Origin of the sequence: Legionella busanensis, assembly GCF_900461525.1 — a bacterium.
GTDB classification, from domain to species: Bacteria; Pseudomonadota; Gammaproteobacteria; order Legionellales; family Legionellaceae; genus Legionella_C; species Legionella_C busanensis.
In genome coordinates this window covers 3,151,988-3,169,456 of record NZ_UGOD01000001.1, presented here as the reverse complement: position 1 = coordinate 3,169,456, position 17,469 = coordinate 3,151,988, and the positions used below count along the sequence as shown (strand labels likewise).

Genomic DNA, 17,469 nt, shown 5'->3' with positions numbered 1-17,469 from the left:
GCAAGTAAACTCTTTGGAGAAAAAACATGAGTAGTAATCTGCAAAAACAATGGGCTTCTTCTTATTTATCTGGTGGTAATATGGCCTATGTTGATGCATTGTATGAGGACTTCTTAGCAGATCCTAATTCTGTACCTAATGATTGGCGCTTAGCTTTTGAAGCTTTACCCAAAGTCGATTCAGTAGCAAAAGAAATTTCTCACCGTAATATACGTAATTACTTTCTAGAAAATGCAGATAAAAAATATTTTAATCAAATTAGCGTCGTTTCTGAGGATAGTAAACAATTTCAAGTAGCTCAATTAATAAATGCTTACCGTGCTTATGGACATCATGCAGCTAAGTTAGATCCGCTTGGTATGACAGAGCGGGTTCATGTTCCTAGCTTAGGGTTAAATCATCATAATTTATATGAAGCCGATTTAAATAAGAGCTTTTGTGCTGGTGATTACTTTAATTCAGGGCAACAAATGCCGCTTAAAGATATTTTACAAGCATTACAAGATACCTATTGCGGTAGCATAGGAATTGAGTATATGCATATATCAAATATGAAAGAGACGCAATGGTTACAACAGAAATTAGAAACAGCACGGGGCCGTCCTAATTTTGATACAGATAAAAAGCAAGAAATACTTAATGACTTAATCGCAGCTGACGGCTTAGAGCGCTATTTAGGAACACGTTATGTTGGACAAAAACGTTTTTCCTTAGAAGGTGGTGATGCCTTTATTCCAATGATGAAAGAAATTATTCGCCAAGGTGGTCAGGAAAATGTAAAAGAAATTGTTATTGGTATGGCTCATCGTGGTCGTTTAAATGTCTTAGTGAATGTTTTAGGCAAGGCACCTGATCAACTTTTCCAAGAATTTGAGGGTAAAATAATATCTGAAAGAACAGGTGATGTTAAATATCATTTGGGTTTCTCTTCTGATATCCAAACTAAAAATGGACCAGTTGTCCATTTAGCATTAGCCTTTAACCCTTCCCATTTAGAAATCATTGGCCCTGTAGTAGAAGGTTCAGCAAGAACACGTCTTGAGCGTCGTAATGATATAGTAGAAAAAAACACTGTAGTCCCAGTTGTCATCCATGGTGATGCTGCTTTTGCCGGGCAAGGGGTTGTTATGGAAACCTTTAATTTCTCTCAGGCAAGAGGGTACTCTACAGGTGGTACAGTTCATATTGTTATCAATAATCAAATCGGATTTACCACCAGTAACCCATTAGACGCTCGCTCAACGTTATACTGTACGGATGTTGCTAAAATGGTGCAAGCACCTGTTTTACATGTTAACGGTGATGATCCAGAAGCTGTTGTCTTCGCAACGCAGATTGCGTTTGATTTTAGAATGAAATTTAAGCGCGATGTCGTTATTGATTTAGTATGCTATCGTCGCCATGGGCATAATGAAGCTGATGAGCCTTCTATTACCCAGCCTGCCATGTATAAAAAAATTAAAAGCATGCGACCGTTACGTGAAATGTATGCGGAACAATTAATTAAAGAAGGACTAGTCACTCAAGAAAAAGTGAACGAGCTTATGGAAGCTTATCGAAATAAACTTGATAAAGGTCAGCCGGTTGTTAATGTGACTCGAGAAAATTATGAAGGTAAGATATCCATTGATTGGTCACCTTATTTAAATGCTAAATGGACTGATAAAGTAGATACCACTATTAGTGAGCAAACTTTAAAAGCGCTTTCTCAACAGCTACATAATTTACCTAAAGGCTTTGAAATTCACCCCGTAGTTAAAAAATTACTAAGTGAACGGGAAAAAATGTCTAGTGGTGAAGTGCAAATGAATTGGGGCTATGCTGAAACCATGGCTTATGCAAGTCTTCTTAATGAAGGTCATTGTGTTAGATTATCTGGCCAAGATTCTGGCCGGGGTACGTTTGCTCACCGTCACGCGGTGTTACATGAGATTCAAACAGGTGAAGTTTATATTCCATTAGAAAAGACAGCAACAAAAAATGCACATTTTGTTGTTATTGATTCAGTATTATCTGAAGAAGCCGTGCTTGCTTTTGAATATGGCTATGCGGCTTCAGCACCAGATTCTTTAGTTATCTGGGAGGCGCAATTTGGTGATTTTGCCAATGGCGCTCAAGTTGTTATTGATCAATTTATTAGCTCGGGTGAACAAAAATGGGGCCGCTTATGTGGGCTAGTCATGTTTTTACCTCATGGTTATGAAGGCCAAGGGCCAGAGCACTCATCTGCACGGCTTGAGCGTTATATGCAATTATGCGCTCAACATAATATGCAGGTATGTACACCGACAACGCCGGCACAAATTTTTCATATGTTACGTCGGCAGGTGTTACGTAAGTTTCGTAAACCTTTAATTGTTATGACTCCTAAAAGCCTATTAAGACATAAGTTAGCTGTATCACCTATCAGTGATCTTTTAAATGGTCAGTTTCATAATGTCATACCTGAAATTGATGAACTTGACCCAATGAAAGTAACACGGGTCGTACTATGTTGTGGTAAAGTTTATTATGATCTTTTACAAAAACGTCGAGATGAGCAATTAAACCATGTTGCTATCGTGCGTATAGAACAATTGTATCCTTTCCCTAAAAAGTCATTAGTTAATATACTAGCTAATTATCCTTTAGCGAAAGATATTGTATGGTGCCAAGAAGAGCCACAAAATCAAGGCGTTTGGTTTGCATCGCAGCATAATATCAAAGACTGTTTACAAGTTGACCAGCATTTACGCTATGCTGGCCGTGGGTTTGCAGCGTCACCCGCTGTAGGTAGTCCAATTTTACATGCCGAGCAGCAACAAGAATTGGTCAATCAAGCATTATTGGATTAACTATCAAATTATAATCTTAAGAAGGTCTAACCATGTCTATAGAAGTTAAAGTACCTAATTTGCCGGAATCAGTTGCTGATGCAACCATTGCCGCCTGGCATAAGAAAGTAGGTGATAAAGTAAGCCGAGATGAAAATCTTCTTGATTTAGAAACAGACAAAGTTGTTTTGGAAGTTCCTGCTCCAGCCAACGGTGTAATTAAAGAAATTCTCTTTAAAGAGGGCGATACAGTTACCTCAGGCGAGCTATTAGCCCGTATTGAAGAGGGTGAAATTGCTAATAAGGAAGCTGAAGCTACACCAAAGAAAGCGGATGATGGTACAAGCGTTAAAGCTAATGAGATGGAAAGTAGTGCTAGTGAAAAAGTAGCCGGCCCTGCCGTACGTCGTTTATTAACTGAAAATAATTTACAGGCATCTGACGTCCCAAGCTTAAATAAAGATGGGCGGTTAACTAAAGAGGATGTTGAAGCATTTATTACTGCAAATCGAGAAAAAACACAATCAGCGACGCCAGAGACAAAAACAGAAACACAACCAAGTATAACTATACCTAATGTAGCCCCAGCCCCGGCCGGCACGCGTGAAGAACGTCGTGTTCCAATGACAAGGTTGCGAGCTAAAATTGCAGAACGCTTAGTTCAAGCACAACATAATGCTGCTATGTTAACGACTTTTAATGAAGTTAATCTAAAAGCTGTAATGGATTTGCGCGCTCAGTATAAAGATGTTTTTGAGAAAAAGCATGGTGCTCGTTTAGGCTTTATGTCTTTCTTTACTAAAGCTGTTGTTGAAGCTCTAAAGCGTTTTCCAGCTGTTAATGCATCTATTGATGGTAATGATATTGTTTATCATGGCTATTACGATATTGGAGTTGCAGTATCGACAGAGAGAGGTCTTGTTGTTCCTGTTATTAGAAATGCTGATCAGTTATCGATGGCAGAGATTGAAAAAGCGATAATTGATACAGCAACGCGCGCGCGCCAAGGTAAATTAGGTATGGAAGAAATGCAAGGCGGTACCTTCACTATTACTAATGGCGGTGTATTTGGTTCCTTGTTAGCAACGCCAATTATTAATCCCCCTCAAACTGGCATCTTAGGTATGCATAAGATCGAGGACAGGCCTGTTGTTGAGAAAGGTGAAATTGTTATTCGACCAATGATGTATATTGCTTTATCTTATGATCATCGTTTAATCGACGGTAGAGAGTCTGTCCAGTTTCTTGTAAATGTAAAAGAATTACTTGAAGATCCTGCTCGTTTACTACTAAACGTTTAATTCTATTTATAAGGTATACCTATAACTGTACTAATCATAGGTATACCTTTATCCATCCTCCTCCTGTACCTATGTCCGTATCCATAAATCCATGGTAAAATTCTGCCACTTTTAATTTAAAGACGATAGAAAAAGTAGGGTTAGTAATAATGAATTTACATGAATATCAAGCTAAGCAATTATTCGCCAGTTATGGCTTACCTACACCTAAAGGACATGTTGCTTATAATGTTGAAGATGCAATCCAAGCCGCGTCATTACTTTCTACACCAAGATGGGTAGCTAAAGCGCAGGTTCATGCTGGCGGTCGTGGTAAAGCTGGCGGTGTAAAATTAGTCTCTACTAAAGATGAATTAGCAGCGTATGTTAAATCGTTACTAGGTACTCGCTTAGTTACTTATCAAACTGACGCTAAAGGTCAGCCTGTTAATGCTGTTTTAATTGAAGAAACTTGTGATATAGGTCAAGAACTTTATTTAAGTGCGGTAGTAGATAGAGCTAGTCAACGGGTTGTTATTATGGCCTCGACTGAAGGTGGTGTTGAAATAGAAAAAGTAGCTCATGAAACGCCAGAAAAAATTTTTAAAATTATCGTTGATCCGCTCGTTGGCGTTATGCCTTATCAATGCCGTGATTTAGGTTTTAAACTTGGCTTAGATAATGATCAAATTAAGCAGTTCACTCAATTAATGTTAGGCCTTGGTAAAATGTTTGTAGAGTGTGATTTAAGCTTACTTGAAATTAATCCACTAGTAATCACTAAAACCGGTCAGCTGATTTGTTTAGATGGCAAAATTAATGTTGATAGTAACGCTTTATATCGACAACCTAAATTAAAAAATATGCGTGATCCATCACAAGAAGATGAGCGTGAAAATAGAGCAACCGATTGGGAGCTAAATTATATTCCTCTTGATGGTGAAATTGGTTGTATGGTCAATGGCGCAGGGTTAGCTATGGCTACTATGGATGTTATTAAATTACATGGTGGCGAGCCAGCTAACTTTTTAGATGTAGGTGGTGGTGCTACCAAAGAGCGAGTTACTGAAGCATTTAAAATTATTTTATCTGATGAAAAAGTGAAAGGTATATTGGTTAATATTTTTGGTGGGATCGTTCGTTGCGATTTAATTGCTGACGGTATACTTGCTGCTGTTAAAGAAGTTGACTTAAAAATTCCAGTAGTTGTACGACTTGAAGGTAATAATGCAGCGCTTGGAGCAGATATCTTAAATAAGAGCGACTTAAATGTCATTGCTGCTAATAGTTTAACTGACGCAGCGAAGAAAATTGTAGCGGCAGTTGCAAATTAATAATTAATGAAGTGTATAAAATATGGTTTTATAACCTATTAAATAATTTTGAGGCAAGCAATGAGTGTATTAGTAAATAGAGATACAAAAGTAATTTGTCAGGGTTTTACGGGTAAACAAGGAACCTTTCACTCTGAACAAGCAATCGAATATGGTACCAAAATGGTAGGTGGTGTTACACCGGGCAAGGGGGGGCAACAACACCTCGGCTTACCCGTTTTTAATACCGTTTGTGAAGCAGTAGAAGCAACTGGCGCAGATGCCTCAGTTATCTATGTGCCTGCTGCTTTTTGTAAGGATTCTATTTTAGAAGCAGCTGATGCTGGTATTAAGTTAATTGTATGTATTACAGAGGGTGTTCCAGTTTTAGATATGCTGCAAGTAAAAGTTTATTTAGAAAAGAATACTAATTCTCGCTTAATTGGCCCGAACTGCCCAGGTATTATAACGCCAGGTGAATGTAAAATAGGAATTATGCCAGGCTCTATTCACTTACCAGGTAAAGTTGGTATTGTGTCTCGTTCTGGTACCTTGACTTATGAAGCAGTCAAACAAACAACTGATAAAGGCTTCGGTCAAAGTACATGCATTGGTATTGGTGGTGACCCCATTCCAGGTACAAGTTTTATTGATGCTTTAGCGTTATTCGAGCAGGATCCTCAAACGGAAGCAATTATTATGGTAGGCGAAATTGGTGGTTCTGCAGAAGAAGAGGCTGCGGAATTCATTAAGTCTAATGTAAGCAAACCAGTTGTTTCTTATATTGCTGGTGTAACAGCTCCTCCAGGTAAGCGTATGGGTCATGCTGGTGCTATTATTTCTGGTGGTAAGGGAACTGCTGCTGAAAAATTTGCGGCTCTTGAGGCAGCTGGCGTTGTGACAGTACGCTCGCCTGCTGATCTGGGTGATGCTATCGGTAAGGCAGCTGGCTGGGAGTAAACGGTTAGCCTTATTTGCGGAACCGCATTGTTGCCGCGGATAATAGAAGTCTTTTTTCTATATAAAGCCAATGTCATTCCCGCGTGGCAAAGAAAAAGTATTTACAGATAGTAGTAGCCTGGGTGAAACGAAGTGAAACCCGGGTTTCGGCCCTTTGGGCCTGCACCCAGGCTACCTATTCTCTTTGTAAATTCATCCACGTAACAATGAGGTGAAGCCACTGTAGTTGACGCATCTTGCGAGATAATCTGGCGAGTTCACTAAAATTTAGTGTATCCCTAAACACTCATTCTAATCTTTCTTTAATTGCTTTTTGCGTAACAAATCATCAAATAATTTTTTTTGTTCATCAGACAATTCACTGCGTCGTAATCGCATCATTTCATCAATAGGACCTTGCACGCAATCTGCGGTTAGTCTATCAAGGATTAAGGTACCATTAAGGTGGTCAATCTCATGTTGTAAAACGCGCGCATAAAAACCTTCTTCAATAGCCTCATGTTGCATTCCATGCTCATCAAAGTAGGTTAGTTTAATCTTTTTATAGCGCGGTACTTTTCCAGATTTACTTGTAACCGAATAACACGCTTCAAAGTCGGCAAATTTTTCATCTGCAATAGGTGTATAAGTGGGATTAAATAAGAAATGAATAGGATAATTTTTTACTTCTTTACGTAATAATGCAGCACTAGAAGGAATATAAATGGCAATGATGCGCTTGGAGTGGTTTATTTGTGGTGCAGCCAAACCCACGCCTTCTAAAGCAAGTAATTTTTCTTTCATGGTATTAACTAATTCTAAAATTTCTGCCGTAAGTGGAAATTGTACAGGCTCAGCAGGGGTGGTTAACATTTTTTTATTGGCCATCTGTTCGATGGTAATAATATCGCTGGGAAAAGCAGACGTTGCCATAAGTAATCCTAATAATACTAAGAGAGTAAAGAGATATATTTTGATACTCATTTTCCTTTATAAATAAAGTAATTAACTTAATAAAAAATTATGTTGCCAAAGGTGGGACAAGAATACCTTCTGTGAGTTCTATATCACTTGGTGGCTCTTCTCTGCCAAAATTAAATTTAAAGGGCAAATCGTAGCGTTGCTGTTCACGCGCTGATTCGGTAAAAAAGCCATAACGAGGCATATGCCTAGGCTTATCAGACACAGCGTCATTAATCTGTTCAAAGCGCTTTAGCGATGTTGGTTTATAAAGATGCAGCGCTTTAAGTAGCGAAAGAAAACAATTAACAAGCCAGTTAAAACTAATATGTTCGAATCGTCTGTAGGTTAGCATATCTGCTCTAAAAGCTCCCGTATCAACATGATTACAGATTTTTGCAAAGCGTTTCTCTACGCTGACATTTTGGAGCTTTCTCTGGGTAACCTCAAGCAGGTATTCAATTTGTTTTTTTTGTAAAGTTAGTGATTGTTTATCTTTAAAGACGATATTCATATGAAGTCGAATTTTTGCTAGATAGTCTTCTGTATTATCATATTCGAGACTTTTCTGAGCAAGCGTAAGTAAATTATTAATCTTTATTTGTTTGGCAATTAATAAATTTTCATCGTTCTCTTTATATTCAAAACTGATATAATCTCGAATTTTTTCAAAGCATTTATCTACGGTATCATTTAGTTGATTTTTTTGGGCAAGCTTAAGCAAATTATTAATTTGTGCTTTTTTTATAGTTAATGATGTATCATCCTCAAATATTGAAATCCTTCTATTGTAAGCATCATCTGATTTTCTTAAATAGAGTTGAAAGTCTGTAATTGTTGTTAAAACATAATCTAATCGAGCATATTTATCTAAATTAGCTATTTTGAATGCTTGAGCACGAGCAAGTAATCTAACTTTAATTGCAAGTTTAATATCAGTTTCATTGTAAACTTGCTTGGCAAGTGCTGATTGAAAATCCTCGCTTAATAAATCTTTTTCTAAAGCGCTATTATATTCTCCATTTAAATTAATCAAATCTGTTTGTTGATTAATAATTATTTGCACACGTTTGTTAATTTCTCTTTGGATATAATCCTGTTTAATTTTTTCATTTAGTATATCTTGGTCAGCTGCTAACTTTTCTATGTATGCTTCTTTTTTCTTGGCTGTTTCCTCAGTGACCTTATAAGTAGCGTAGATACCCTTATAATAACTAAAAACGGATTTCATTATAGGCAATTGTTTAGCTAATATTTGCCATAGGCTTTTAGTGTTTAGTTGTAGAATTTCGGTATCAGTAAGTGATGGAGAAAGATCATAGGTAAGTTGTTTCTGGGCCGTTAAATTTTTTGTTATTTTTTTATAAGTATTAATAATTTGCTGCTTTAATTGAATAACTTGTTGCAGCTCATCTTCGTTATTTTGGTTAGGGGGAATATTAAGTAGATTACTTCGTTCACTTAAGCCATATAAGGGGGCTTTATTTAAAGTATTATAGGTATTAATTAATTTAATTAACTTAGCAAGGCGGCTTATATCAATACAGTCTTTTAGCTTGTCTAAAAGAAGCTGATTATCTTTCAAAGTATTAGAATTATTTTGTTCTTTAAGAAAAGATTTAATAGCAAGGCTATCTTCTATGATTTTATCTTTTATAAAATTTATCGTAAAGGGTTCCGCAGGCGGGATAGGGCCTGTAGTAAAATTATGGTATGTGCTTATAGACTGAACCAGAGCACTTAAAACTTTATAATTTTTATTAAAATCATTCTCATTAATTTTGCTTTGCGCTGCAGCAGCTACTTTTTTACAGGCTTCTTTGCGTTTGATAAAAGGAGTAAGATCAGTTATGAGATCAAAATAATTATCTGACGTAAAGCCTAAAGGCTCAACAAGGCCTCTATAAAATTCACTTAGTATTTCTTGCATAGGGCCTGATAGTAAGCCTGGTTTTAAGCCTAGCCTATCTTCCCACTTATCTGTTTCAACAAGTATATCTGTGAAGTGAACTGTATTTATTTCTCTAATATTATCTACTACTGATTGATGCGTTGTGGTAGTAAAGTCAGTTAGTTTTTGTTTTAACTCTTTAAATAGGCCATACATGGTAGGCGTTTCTAATAAAAGTTTAAAATAAGAGTTAGATTTGGCAATAATACGCTCAATTTTAAGCGTAATTTCTTTCGTATGTTCTTGGGTTTCTTTTAATTCTTCAGGAGAAATAGTTTGCTGCTTAGAGAGTGCCTTTATATGTGACGGTATTAACAAGAATGCTTGTAATGTATACCAAATAGAGTTTTGTTTTACTTGACCTTTAACATTAGTAACGGATTCTGGATCAACCGTATAAGCTTCACTTTGAGTAAGAAATACCTGCTGTATTTTACTTGCTTTTTCTATAATATCTTCGGCTAGTAAGCGTAAGTAAGGATCCTCATAAAGACTTTTAGCCGCTTTATAAATTTCGTCGATATGATTGTAGGCTTCAACTACGTGTTTAACATAAATACTTTGATAACTTTTATCATTTAATTCTTCAAGTTGTAAACAAATCTGCTCTAAATGGTATAAGCTGTTATAGATTTGTTTAATACTTAATACTTGTTTGCTTTGAGCCCATAAGCCATCTTGCATTTCTACTTCTGGAAAAGGAACACCAGAGGCTGCTGCTTTAAGCTCGACACGTAATGGGTCTGTAAATAATTCAGTTAAGTTAAAAATTGCCTGCCTAAATTCAGACACTGCCTTAGAGTAATTAGTATGTTTAAGTAAATAGTGTGCTCTGTTGCCGTAGGTGTAATTAGGTTGCAGTACTTTTTTCTTTGTTTCTTCTTTAAGTTTCTTATTAGAAAGTTCTTGATATACTTCAATGCGTTTTGTACAAAATGTCATAGCATCATCTAGCGTGCTATTAAATAAAGGAGTAGGGTAGCGAAAATTCCATTTATTAATGCCTATCCTAGCTTCAGCTGGCTGGCTTGTGCTACTACTAGTTAAATTTGCGGTGATTAACTTGTCTAGATGGCGTATATTTAATTTTTTATCGGTTAAAAAGATTCTTAAAAAATAAGGTTGAAACTCTGAATACCAACGGCTAAGTTCCTTTTTGTTTTCTTTTTCAATTAAACTATTACCATCACTTAAAGTATTTAAAAATAGATTAAATTTTTCTTTAGCAGCAATAATTCTTGCTTTTTCTGTTTGATAATATTCTAGTAAATCTAATGTTTGCTCAGCTGTTAGGGCCTCAGGTTCGGTAATAATGATTGCACGGCCTTCGGCCTTTAAGCCATATTCAATTCCTACAGTAGATTTTAATTTAATGGCAGCTATTTCATTAAAATTTAATAACTCTAATACAGATTGACTTTTACTAATAGTTTTTGTGTTTAGAATTGTTTGTGAGGTTGGTTGGGCCGCAGCAATGGCTTCTGTAGGCGATGCGCTTAATTGGGAATCAGGGTCTGAGGAAAATACAACAGGTTTTGCGCAATTGATGTCCTTGTCTGATAATTCAATAGGGTAAAGGGCTAGGTCGGCATGGTTTCGAACACTATTTATTAATTGTCTATTAAACTCAATATGAAACTTATAAGTAGCAATGTCGCTTTTTATTGAATCATAAAGATTAGGTTTTAAATTGATAATTTTTTCTAAATGATCTGTCGTATGGCCTCGAAGTTGAAAATATAAATTACGGACTTGATTGAAACGGCCACCTGCGCTAGTTTGTAAGCCACGTAAAATCTCATTATGTAAATCTACATCAACTTTTTCAAAATAGGACTGAATATAAATATAATGGCTATTTAATTCTTTTTTAATTTCATCAGGTAAATCAGTTATCCGTTTATATCCTTTATGATTTTCTAAAATACTAAAAAAGGCATTAAATGCATTTTGAATTTCTTGTGATTTAAATAATTGTTTCTCAGCAGAATTAATCCTTTGTTGGATTTTATCAATACGAAGATCAATAAATTTCTGATCTTCTAACGTTAATAATTCTTTACCTTTAACTGCAAAATCAACTGGCTTAGATGCATACTGGATTATTTTTTGATAAAAAGGAATAACAACTTGCATAAGTGGCATTGATAATGTGCCTGGCGTAAGCAGCGCTTCATCTTCAACTTTATCAACTAACGCAAACAGTTCGACAAATAAATTATATTTTAAAGTACTTAAATTATCACGAATAACATCTTGAGTCGCTTCACTCATATGACCCATTTGCTCAATTGTTGATAACGCAAGTGTAGTGACATGCTGGATGATATGCAGATAACTAATGCCTTTAAAAGTAAAAAGAAACGTATTACTTTGCGCATCATTAATAGCTTGTAACAACTTTATTGCATTGTCTTCTAATTCATTAATTTTTTGCTTATCTAAAGTTGGTTCTAAATCTGTAATTTGATTAGTGTATTTATGAATATATTCAGTAAGCTGCTGAATATATCTAGGAAGTACAGCGCTAAATTGCGCTAAAAAATTATAATCTACATTACCTGTAGAAGGTTGCATTTGATCTATTGCAATACCCGCAATATTGCCAGCAGTATAGCTAATAGGGTAATTTTCTACGAACTCAGCAATTTTTATTGAGGCTTTATCACCATAATCTGCGGCATATTTTTGCACTTGGGCCAGTAGCTTTAATATGAGTGCTATTTCTTGGCTAAATACTTGCTGAGTCTGTAAATCAAGATGAGTTAAAATGTAACACGCCATGTAGCCATGCTCGATGGTATGGTAATAGAGTGTACCCGTATCCAATAATCGATTTTTCCCATCACGAAGGTTAACGCTTTCTAAATCCCGAAAAGCTAATTCGGCATGGTAAAGTGCATTAATAACTTCTTTAAGTTGTACAACTTGCCTTGGTTGGGAAGTGAAATCGGTAAAAGGAATGGGCGGGTCATTTTCTTTATGCTGGTGGCCAGAATGCTTGGTGATAATAGATAATTGTGCCAGTGATAAGGAATGAATAATTTCATTAACTTGGCTAGTTGCCTCTCCAGAATCTAATTCAAAATTAGCTTTTAATGCTTCATAATCTTGCAGCGCAATAGGTACTTCTTTTATTGATGGTGAAAGTAGGCGGTTAAAATAGTAAAGTTTGTTATCCGCAGTCAAAATATAAGCTTTATGAGTATATTGATCAAAATCGGTGACTTTAGGAACTGCAGGTATAAAAAATAAACGACAATTAGCAATATGCTCATGGCGAGAATATTTACTAATTACATCCAGCTGCTCCTGAGATAAAGCATTGGTAACTATTTTAGATGTGTGCTCTTCGTTTAAAGATTTAATAGCTAAGGCATTTTTCAAGGCATGATAATTTTCGCTTGAAATGGGAATTTCAATAAGAGGTTCTTGCTGCGCTCTATTAAAATAATAGAGCTTATTATCATTAGTCAGAATGTATGCTACGCTAATTTGCGGATTAATACTTTCCTTTATAGGATTAGAAGGCATTAGCATTAAGCGACAACCAGCTATATCTCTAAAAAAATCCTGTGCTTGACTAGTAAAGTGCTCGCTTTCTATAAAATCTATAATTTTTTCTCGTATAGTACGAAGAAGAATAGAAATCTGGTGTTTTTTAAAAGATTCAATAATCTGTATATAGTACTCTAGCATTAGATAACCTAAATTATATTGTTATTGGTATAAATCCCTAATCTAAAGTCTCCGTTAACTGTATAACTGGTAAGTTAAATTTTCTCATCTAGTTAGAATGTACTCTCTATAAAAATCCCTATATCTTTTTAAATTAATTTAATAATCTTATCGGCACACAATTTATGCTAATTTAATAAAATATTTTCATTTATTAGAAGTAGCATATAAAAGAAGCAAACTGATAATGCGGGACAGTTTAATCTATTCTTGGAATAGGTACAAGACAAATTTTGCACAATCATGGGGGTAATTAGTTCTTTTTGTACATTTTTAGCTTAAATAAATACAAAAATCCGCTTGGAAGGCATTGGTTATCGTTAAGTTTTCCCTTTATACTACCAATAAGGTTTTCCAATTTGTACAAAAAAAATGAATAATTGGCCAACAATAGCAGACATTCGCAGAGAGTATGGCAACTTAAGTTTAGATGAAAATATTGTTATAGAAAATCCTTTTGATTTATTTGTACTTTGGTTTAATGAAATTCTTACCGTTGAGAAAAGTGATCCTAATGCGATGGTTTTATCTACAGTAGATGAGAAAGGGCACCCTGACTCGCGCGTTGTTTTGTTAAAAGGATTTGAGAATGAAACATTTATTTTTTACACAAATTATGAGAGTGATAAGGCTCACCAATTAGAAAAAATGCCTTATGCTGCACTTAATTTTTATTGGCCACAGATGGCTCGGCAAGTTAGGATACGAGGTCGAGTAGAAAAAACCACTGCTCAGCAATCAGATTATTACTTCGCTACACGTCCTTTAGAGAGCAAATTAAGTGCTGTGGCTTCACCGCAAAGTCAGCCGGTTAAAAATAGACAAAAATTGGAAGAAGATTATAAGCGTTTAGAATTGGATTATAAGTCTAAATCAATTATAGAACGGCCCTCTTATTGGGGAGGCTATTATTTAATGCCTGATCAAATAGAATTTTGGCAAGGACGTGATAAAAGGTTGCATGATCGTCTAAAATATTATAAAAAAAATGATAAATGGCTTTATCACCGTTTAGCACCTTAATGTATTGGATTTAGCAAATTGTCAAAAAATTGTAAAATTAGATGTTGTAAGAATTTCTAAAATGCAATAGGCGTAAAATAGAACCTAGAAGTAAGTAGTAAATAATTAAGCTTTAGCTTTATAGAAACTAACTACTTAGAGAATCGAACGCTTGAGAGGATATCGACATGGAAAATTTAAATTCTTTGCTACCATATATAAAATTGCGTTTTAATATTGACCACCCAGATTTAGAAGAATGTTATGCTTACGGATATGAGTGTGCTAAAGCCGAAATTTCTGAAGAAGAGAACCCATATTCAATAAATACTGCTGAATATAATCAATGGCAAGAAGGCTGGTGGGCTGGATTTTATGGTGAAGAGCCGCTCTTTAGCTTTGGTGCAAGTGATAGTAAAGAAGAAAGCAAAGAATCTATTGCAGCAGGAAGTGCAGCTAATGATCAAACTTATCATCCTTTATATACTGGTTTTATAACGAGCCTACTTAGGATAGGTGGCGCTTTAGCAGCAACAGCCGTAGTGGGCTATCAAGTGATTGATTTAGTTGCCTAATTTCATTAATCATTTTATTGCTGCGCTTTTTGCGCAGCAATTTTACTTGCGTTTAATCCGGATATTCTACAATACTTCGCATTTTACGGGATAACGTTCTTTTAGCGACACAAAAGAGTCTTGGCCTCTTTTATGGCGAACTCACGTTACTTAAATATCTTTAAAACCATACTTTTCATTCTTGCAATCTCAGCAGGATTAAATTCCTTATAAATATTGCTTCCAATATTTAAACAAACAGTTACCTGCTCGCCTATTCCCTTTAATAAATCGACCCCTGAGAGTTTCAATATATTGATTGCGTGACTTATATCTTTTGCCCATGCGTCAAAATGATGCATTTCAGTAAAAACTGGTAAAAAATACTGATTATTTTCTTCAAGATAGAGTACTTCTGGCTTATCAGGCTCTGAATTCTTATCAATAGGTATAATGAAGTTAGCTTTGATAAATTCAAGATAAGCTTTATTGGCCTCATTTGGGCTGCCAGATAAAGCTAACGCTTGCTTAATTGCTTTTTCTAAGTGATTCATTGATAGCAGGCTTATTAATTATAAAATTGGCATTTTAACGACTAAAAGCTCAATTAAAAATAATTATTTATTAATAAACCTTAAAGTACGAACTTAGGCTTAACTATTATATCTTTATACTTGTATGTTTGAATAGGTTGAAATATGCCTTGCTCGCAGTATAATGTAGTATTAAAATTGCAGTTTTTTTGAGCATTATGCTATTTTAAAAAGTATTTTGCTGTTGGCAATAGGCATATTTTTGTTAAGTTAGCGAAAAGCGTTTTGCTCTAGATAAAGAGTAACACCGTTTTACAACTAGTCAGAAATACCTTATAAATTTAATATATTAGAGCATTCTAATATGATAACTTGATAATTATTAATATAGTGAAATTATGAATAGGATAGAAGTGTCTCTAGTTACAAAAACAAACCGTCTAGGCCAATTAGGCTTTGCTTGGATTGTTTGGGGCTTAGCAGCCGCCTTTTATTTTTCTGATTATCTTGCTCGTGTAGCACCAGGTGTCATGCATCGGAGCTTACAAATTGATTTTGGTATCAATGAAGTTGGTTTTGGTATTTTAACGGCATCCTTCTATGTTCCCTATATTATTATGCAAATTCCTGTAGGACTAACGGTAGACAGGTTAAGTATTCGTGGCATACTAACTGTTATGTCTTTAATTACGGCTTTAGGATGTGGCGTTTTTGGATTAGCGGATGGCTTATTAATGGCCTCTGTTGGTAGAATGCTAATTGGATTTAGTGCAGCATTTGCTTTTATTAGCGCCTTGCGCCTAGCAACTTCCTGGTTTCCTCCTGCTATGCTGGGTCTGCTGGCAGGCTTGACACAAGCATTAGGAATGTTGGGGGCTGCTGCAGGTGAAGCGCCAGTATCTTTCTTAGTTGCCAATGTTGGTTGGCGACATAGTATGCTAATTATTGCATTTTTGTTTATTGCTCTAGCTGGGTTATTGTATCAATTTGTACAAGATAAACCTGGGACAAAAAGAAGAGAAATCAAACAAGAGCAACGTTTAAGTATTTTAGATAGTTTACGTATTATTTTATCTCATCGTCAGACCTGGTTAAACGCATTTTATGCAGGGTTTTTATTTGGACCTACTGCGGTTATTGGTGAATCTATAGGTCCTGCTTACCTCCAGTTTGGCCGCGGTTTAGAGGCACATTCAGCAGCTTTTGCAACAGGCCTAATTTTTATTGGTTGGGGTATTAGTGGACCTATATCTGGCTGGTTATCAGATAGAATAGGACGTCGTAAGCCATTAATGATTATTTCAGCTTTATTTGGTGTGGCTTTAACAACTTTATTTGTTTTTTATCCTCATCTTAATACCCCAATGGCTTATATTTTATTTTTTGCTTTTGGGTTAACAAATACTGGCGTAGCTATCGCTTACGCAGTTTCTACCGAATTACATGATCGCAAGGTAGTCGGTACATCAATTGCTTTTACCAATATGATCTCTATTTTTGTAGGCGCTTTAATGCAACCTTTAGTCGGGTGGCTAGTAGATTTAGTCTCTGGTGCTAGAGGTTATAATGTAGAAAAATTACTTCTTTCTGATTTTCAGGCAGGGTTACAAATTCTACCTTTATGTTCACTAGTTGCTTTAATTTTAGCGTTTACTGTAAAAGAAACCTATTGTAAGCCAGTTTACAAAACAAAATAAAATTAATTCTATAATTAATTAAGTAGGCGGTAACTTATACCTTCAATTGAAATAGGTCCGATTCCTATAGAAACATAGCTTGTACTAACATGTTATGAGCAGTTACTTTTTTCGTATAGAGAAAAGGATTATAAGGACACCTAGTCATTTAGGATAATTATTATCTATAATCATTAATTAATTTTATCATACTTAAAAAAACTTATGTCTATTTCTATTCAGAAAGTCAATTCGCCAACTGAGTTAAAAGAATGCTTAGCCATTCGTAAAAAAGTATTTATTGAAGGCCAAAAAGTTCCTCTGAATGAGGAGGTTGATGGAAAAGATAAGGAAAGTACTCATTACCTCTTAACTATAAACCAAATTCCAGCCGGCGTGGCGAGAGTTCGCTATTTGCATAATATTGCCAAAATTGAGCGAGTTGCAATTTTACCAAACTACCAAGGCCAAGGGTTAGGCAAACACCTTATGCAATTTATTATTGCTGATCTTAAGCAAGATAAAAATATTACTATTGCTAAATTAGGTTCTCAAAGCCATGCCATTTTATTTTATGAAAAGCTTGGCTTTACAGTTTATGGTCAGGAGTACATGGATGCAGGCATACCGCATAAAGATATGATGCTTAATTTAAAATAAAGAAACTTAAATAGCTGTTTTCCTTTCCTGCGCTTTAAAATTAATATAAT

At 35.3% G+C, this 17,469-nt stretch carries 11 protein-coding genes; 8 read left to right on the top strand and 3 right to left on the bottom strand.

The features are described 5' to 3' along the window. The first annotated feature begins 26 nt into the window (after positions 1-26). From DYH30_RS14045 to sucD, 4 genes are all read left to right on the top strand, one after another. Positions 27-2,834 carry a 2-oxoglutarate dehydrogenase E1 component gene (locus DYH30_RS14045; protein WP_115332246.1) on the top strand — a complete coding sequence of 936 codons (2,808 nt, stop codon included), beginning with the start codon at positions 27-29 and terminating at the stop codon, positions 2,832-2,834. A 32-nt stretch (positions 2,835-2,866) separates the two neighbouring features. Next, the gene (gene odhB, locus DYH30_RS14040) at positions 2,867-4,114 is read left to right on the top strand and encodes a 2-oxoglutarate dehydrogenase complex dihydrolipoyllysine-residue succinyltransferase (protein WP_115332245.1); all 1,248 of its coding nucleotides are present in this window, start codon (positions 2,867-2,869) and stop codon (positions 4,112-4,114) included. 149 nt (positions 4,115-4,263) lie between these two features. Beyond that, positions 4,264-5,427, top strand: a complete 1,164-nt coding sequence (gene sucC, locus DYH30_RS14035) for an ADP-forming succinate--CoA ligase subunit beta (protein WP_115332244.1) — start codon at positions 4,264-4,266, stop codon at positions 5,425-5,427. 60 nt (positions 5,428-5,487) lie between these two features. After that, positions 5,488-6,366 carry a succinate--CoA ligase subunit alpha gene (gene sucD / locus DYH30_RS14030; RefSeq protein ID WP_115332243.1) on the top strand — a complete coding sequence of 293 codons (879 nt, stop codon included), beginning with the start codon at positions 5,488-5,490 and terminating at the stop codon, positions 6,364-6,366. A gap of 291 nt (positions 6,367-6,657) precedes the next feature. Here the strand turns inward: sucD and def are convergent, their stop codons facing one another. After that, complete coding sequence (gene def / locus DYH30_RS14025) at positions 6,658-7,278, bottom strand: peptide deformylase (RefSeq protein ID WP_165482133.1); 621 nt, start codon at positions 7,276-7,278, stop codon at positions 6,658-6,660. 88 nt (positions 7,279-7,366) lie between these two features. After that, complete coding sequence (locus tag DYH30_RS14020) at positions 7,367-12,955, bottom strand: hypothetical protein (RefSeq protein ID WP_115332241.1); 5,589 nt, start codon at positions 12,953-12,955, stop codon at positions 7,367-7,369. Positions 12,956-13,366: 411 nt separating this feature from the next. Here DYH30_RS14020 and pdxH point away from each other — a divergent pair, with 411 nt between their 5' ends. Both pdxH and DYH30_RS14010 read left to right on the top strand, forming a co-directional pair. Continuing rightward, complete coding sequence (gene pdxH / locus DYH30_RS14015) at positions 13,367-14,017, top strand: pyridoxamine 5'-phosphate oxidase (protein ID WP_115332240.1); 651 nt, start codon at positions 13,367-13,369, stop codon at positions 14,015-14,017. A 167-nt stretch (positions 14,018-14,184) separates the two neighbouring features. Next, complete coding sequence (locus DYH30_RS14010; RefSeq protein WP_115332239.1) at positions 14,185-14,571, top strand: transmission trait enhancer LetE; 387 nt, start codon at positions 14,185-14,187, stop codon at positions 14,569-14,571. A gap of 146 nt (positions 14,572-14,717) precedes the next feature. Here DYH30_RS14010 and DYH30_RS14005 read toward each other — a convergent pair whose 3' ends face one another. Then, positions 14,718-15,104, bottom strand: coding sequence for an SseB family protein (locus DYH30_RS14005; protein ID WP_115332238.1), 387 nt, complete (start codon positions 15,102-15,104; stop codon positions 14,718-14,720). Between the two features lie 377 nt (positions 15,105-15,481). Here DYH30_RS14005 and DYH30_RS14000 point away from each other — a divergent pair, with 377 nt between their 5' ends. Then, positions 15,482-16,780, top strand: coding sequence for an MFS transporter (locus tag DYH30_RS14000; protein ID WP_115332237.1), 1,299 nt, complete (start codon positions 15,482-15,484; stop codon positions 16,778-16,780). A 204-nt stretch (positions 16,781-16,984) separates the two neighbouring features. Continuing rightward, on the top strand, positions 16,985-17,419 hold the full coding sequence (locus tag DYH30_RS13995; protein ID WP_115332236.1) for a GNAT family N-acetyltransferase: 435 nt from the start codon (positions 16,985-16,987) through the stop codon (positions 17,417-17,419). The last annotated feature ends 50 nt before the right edge of the window (positions 17,420-17,469 follow it).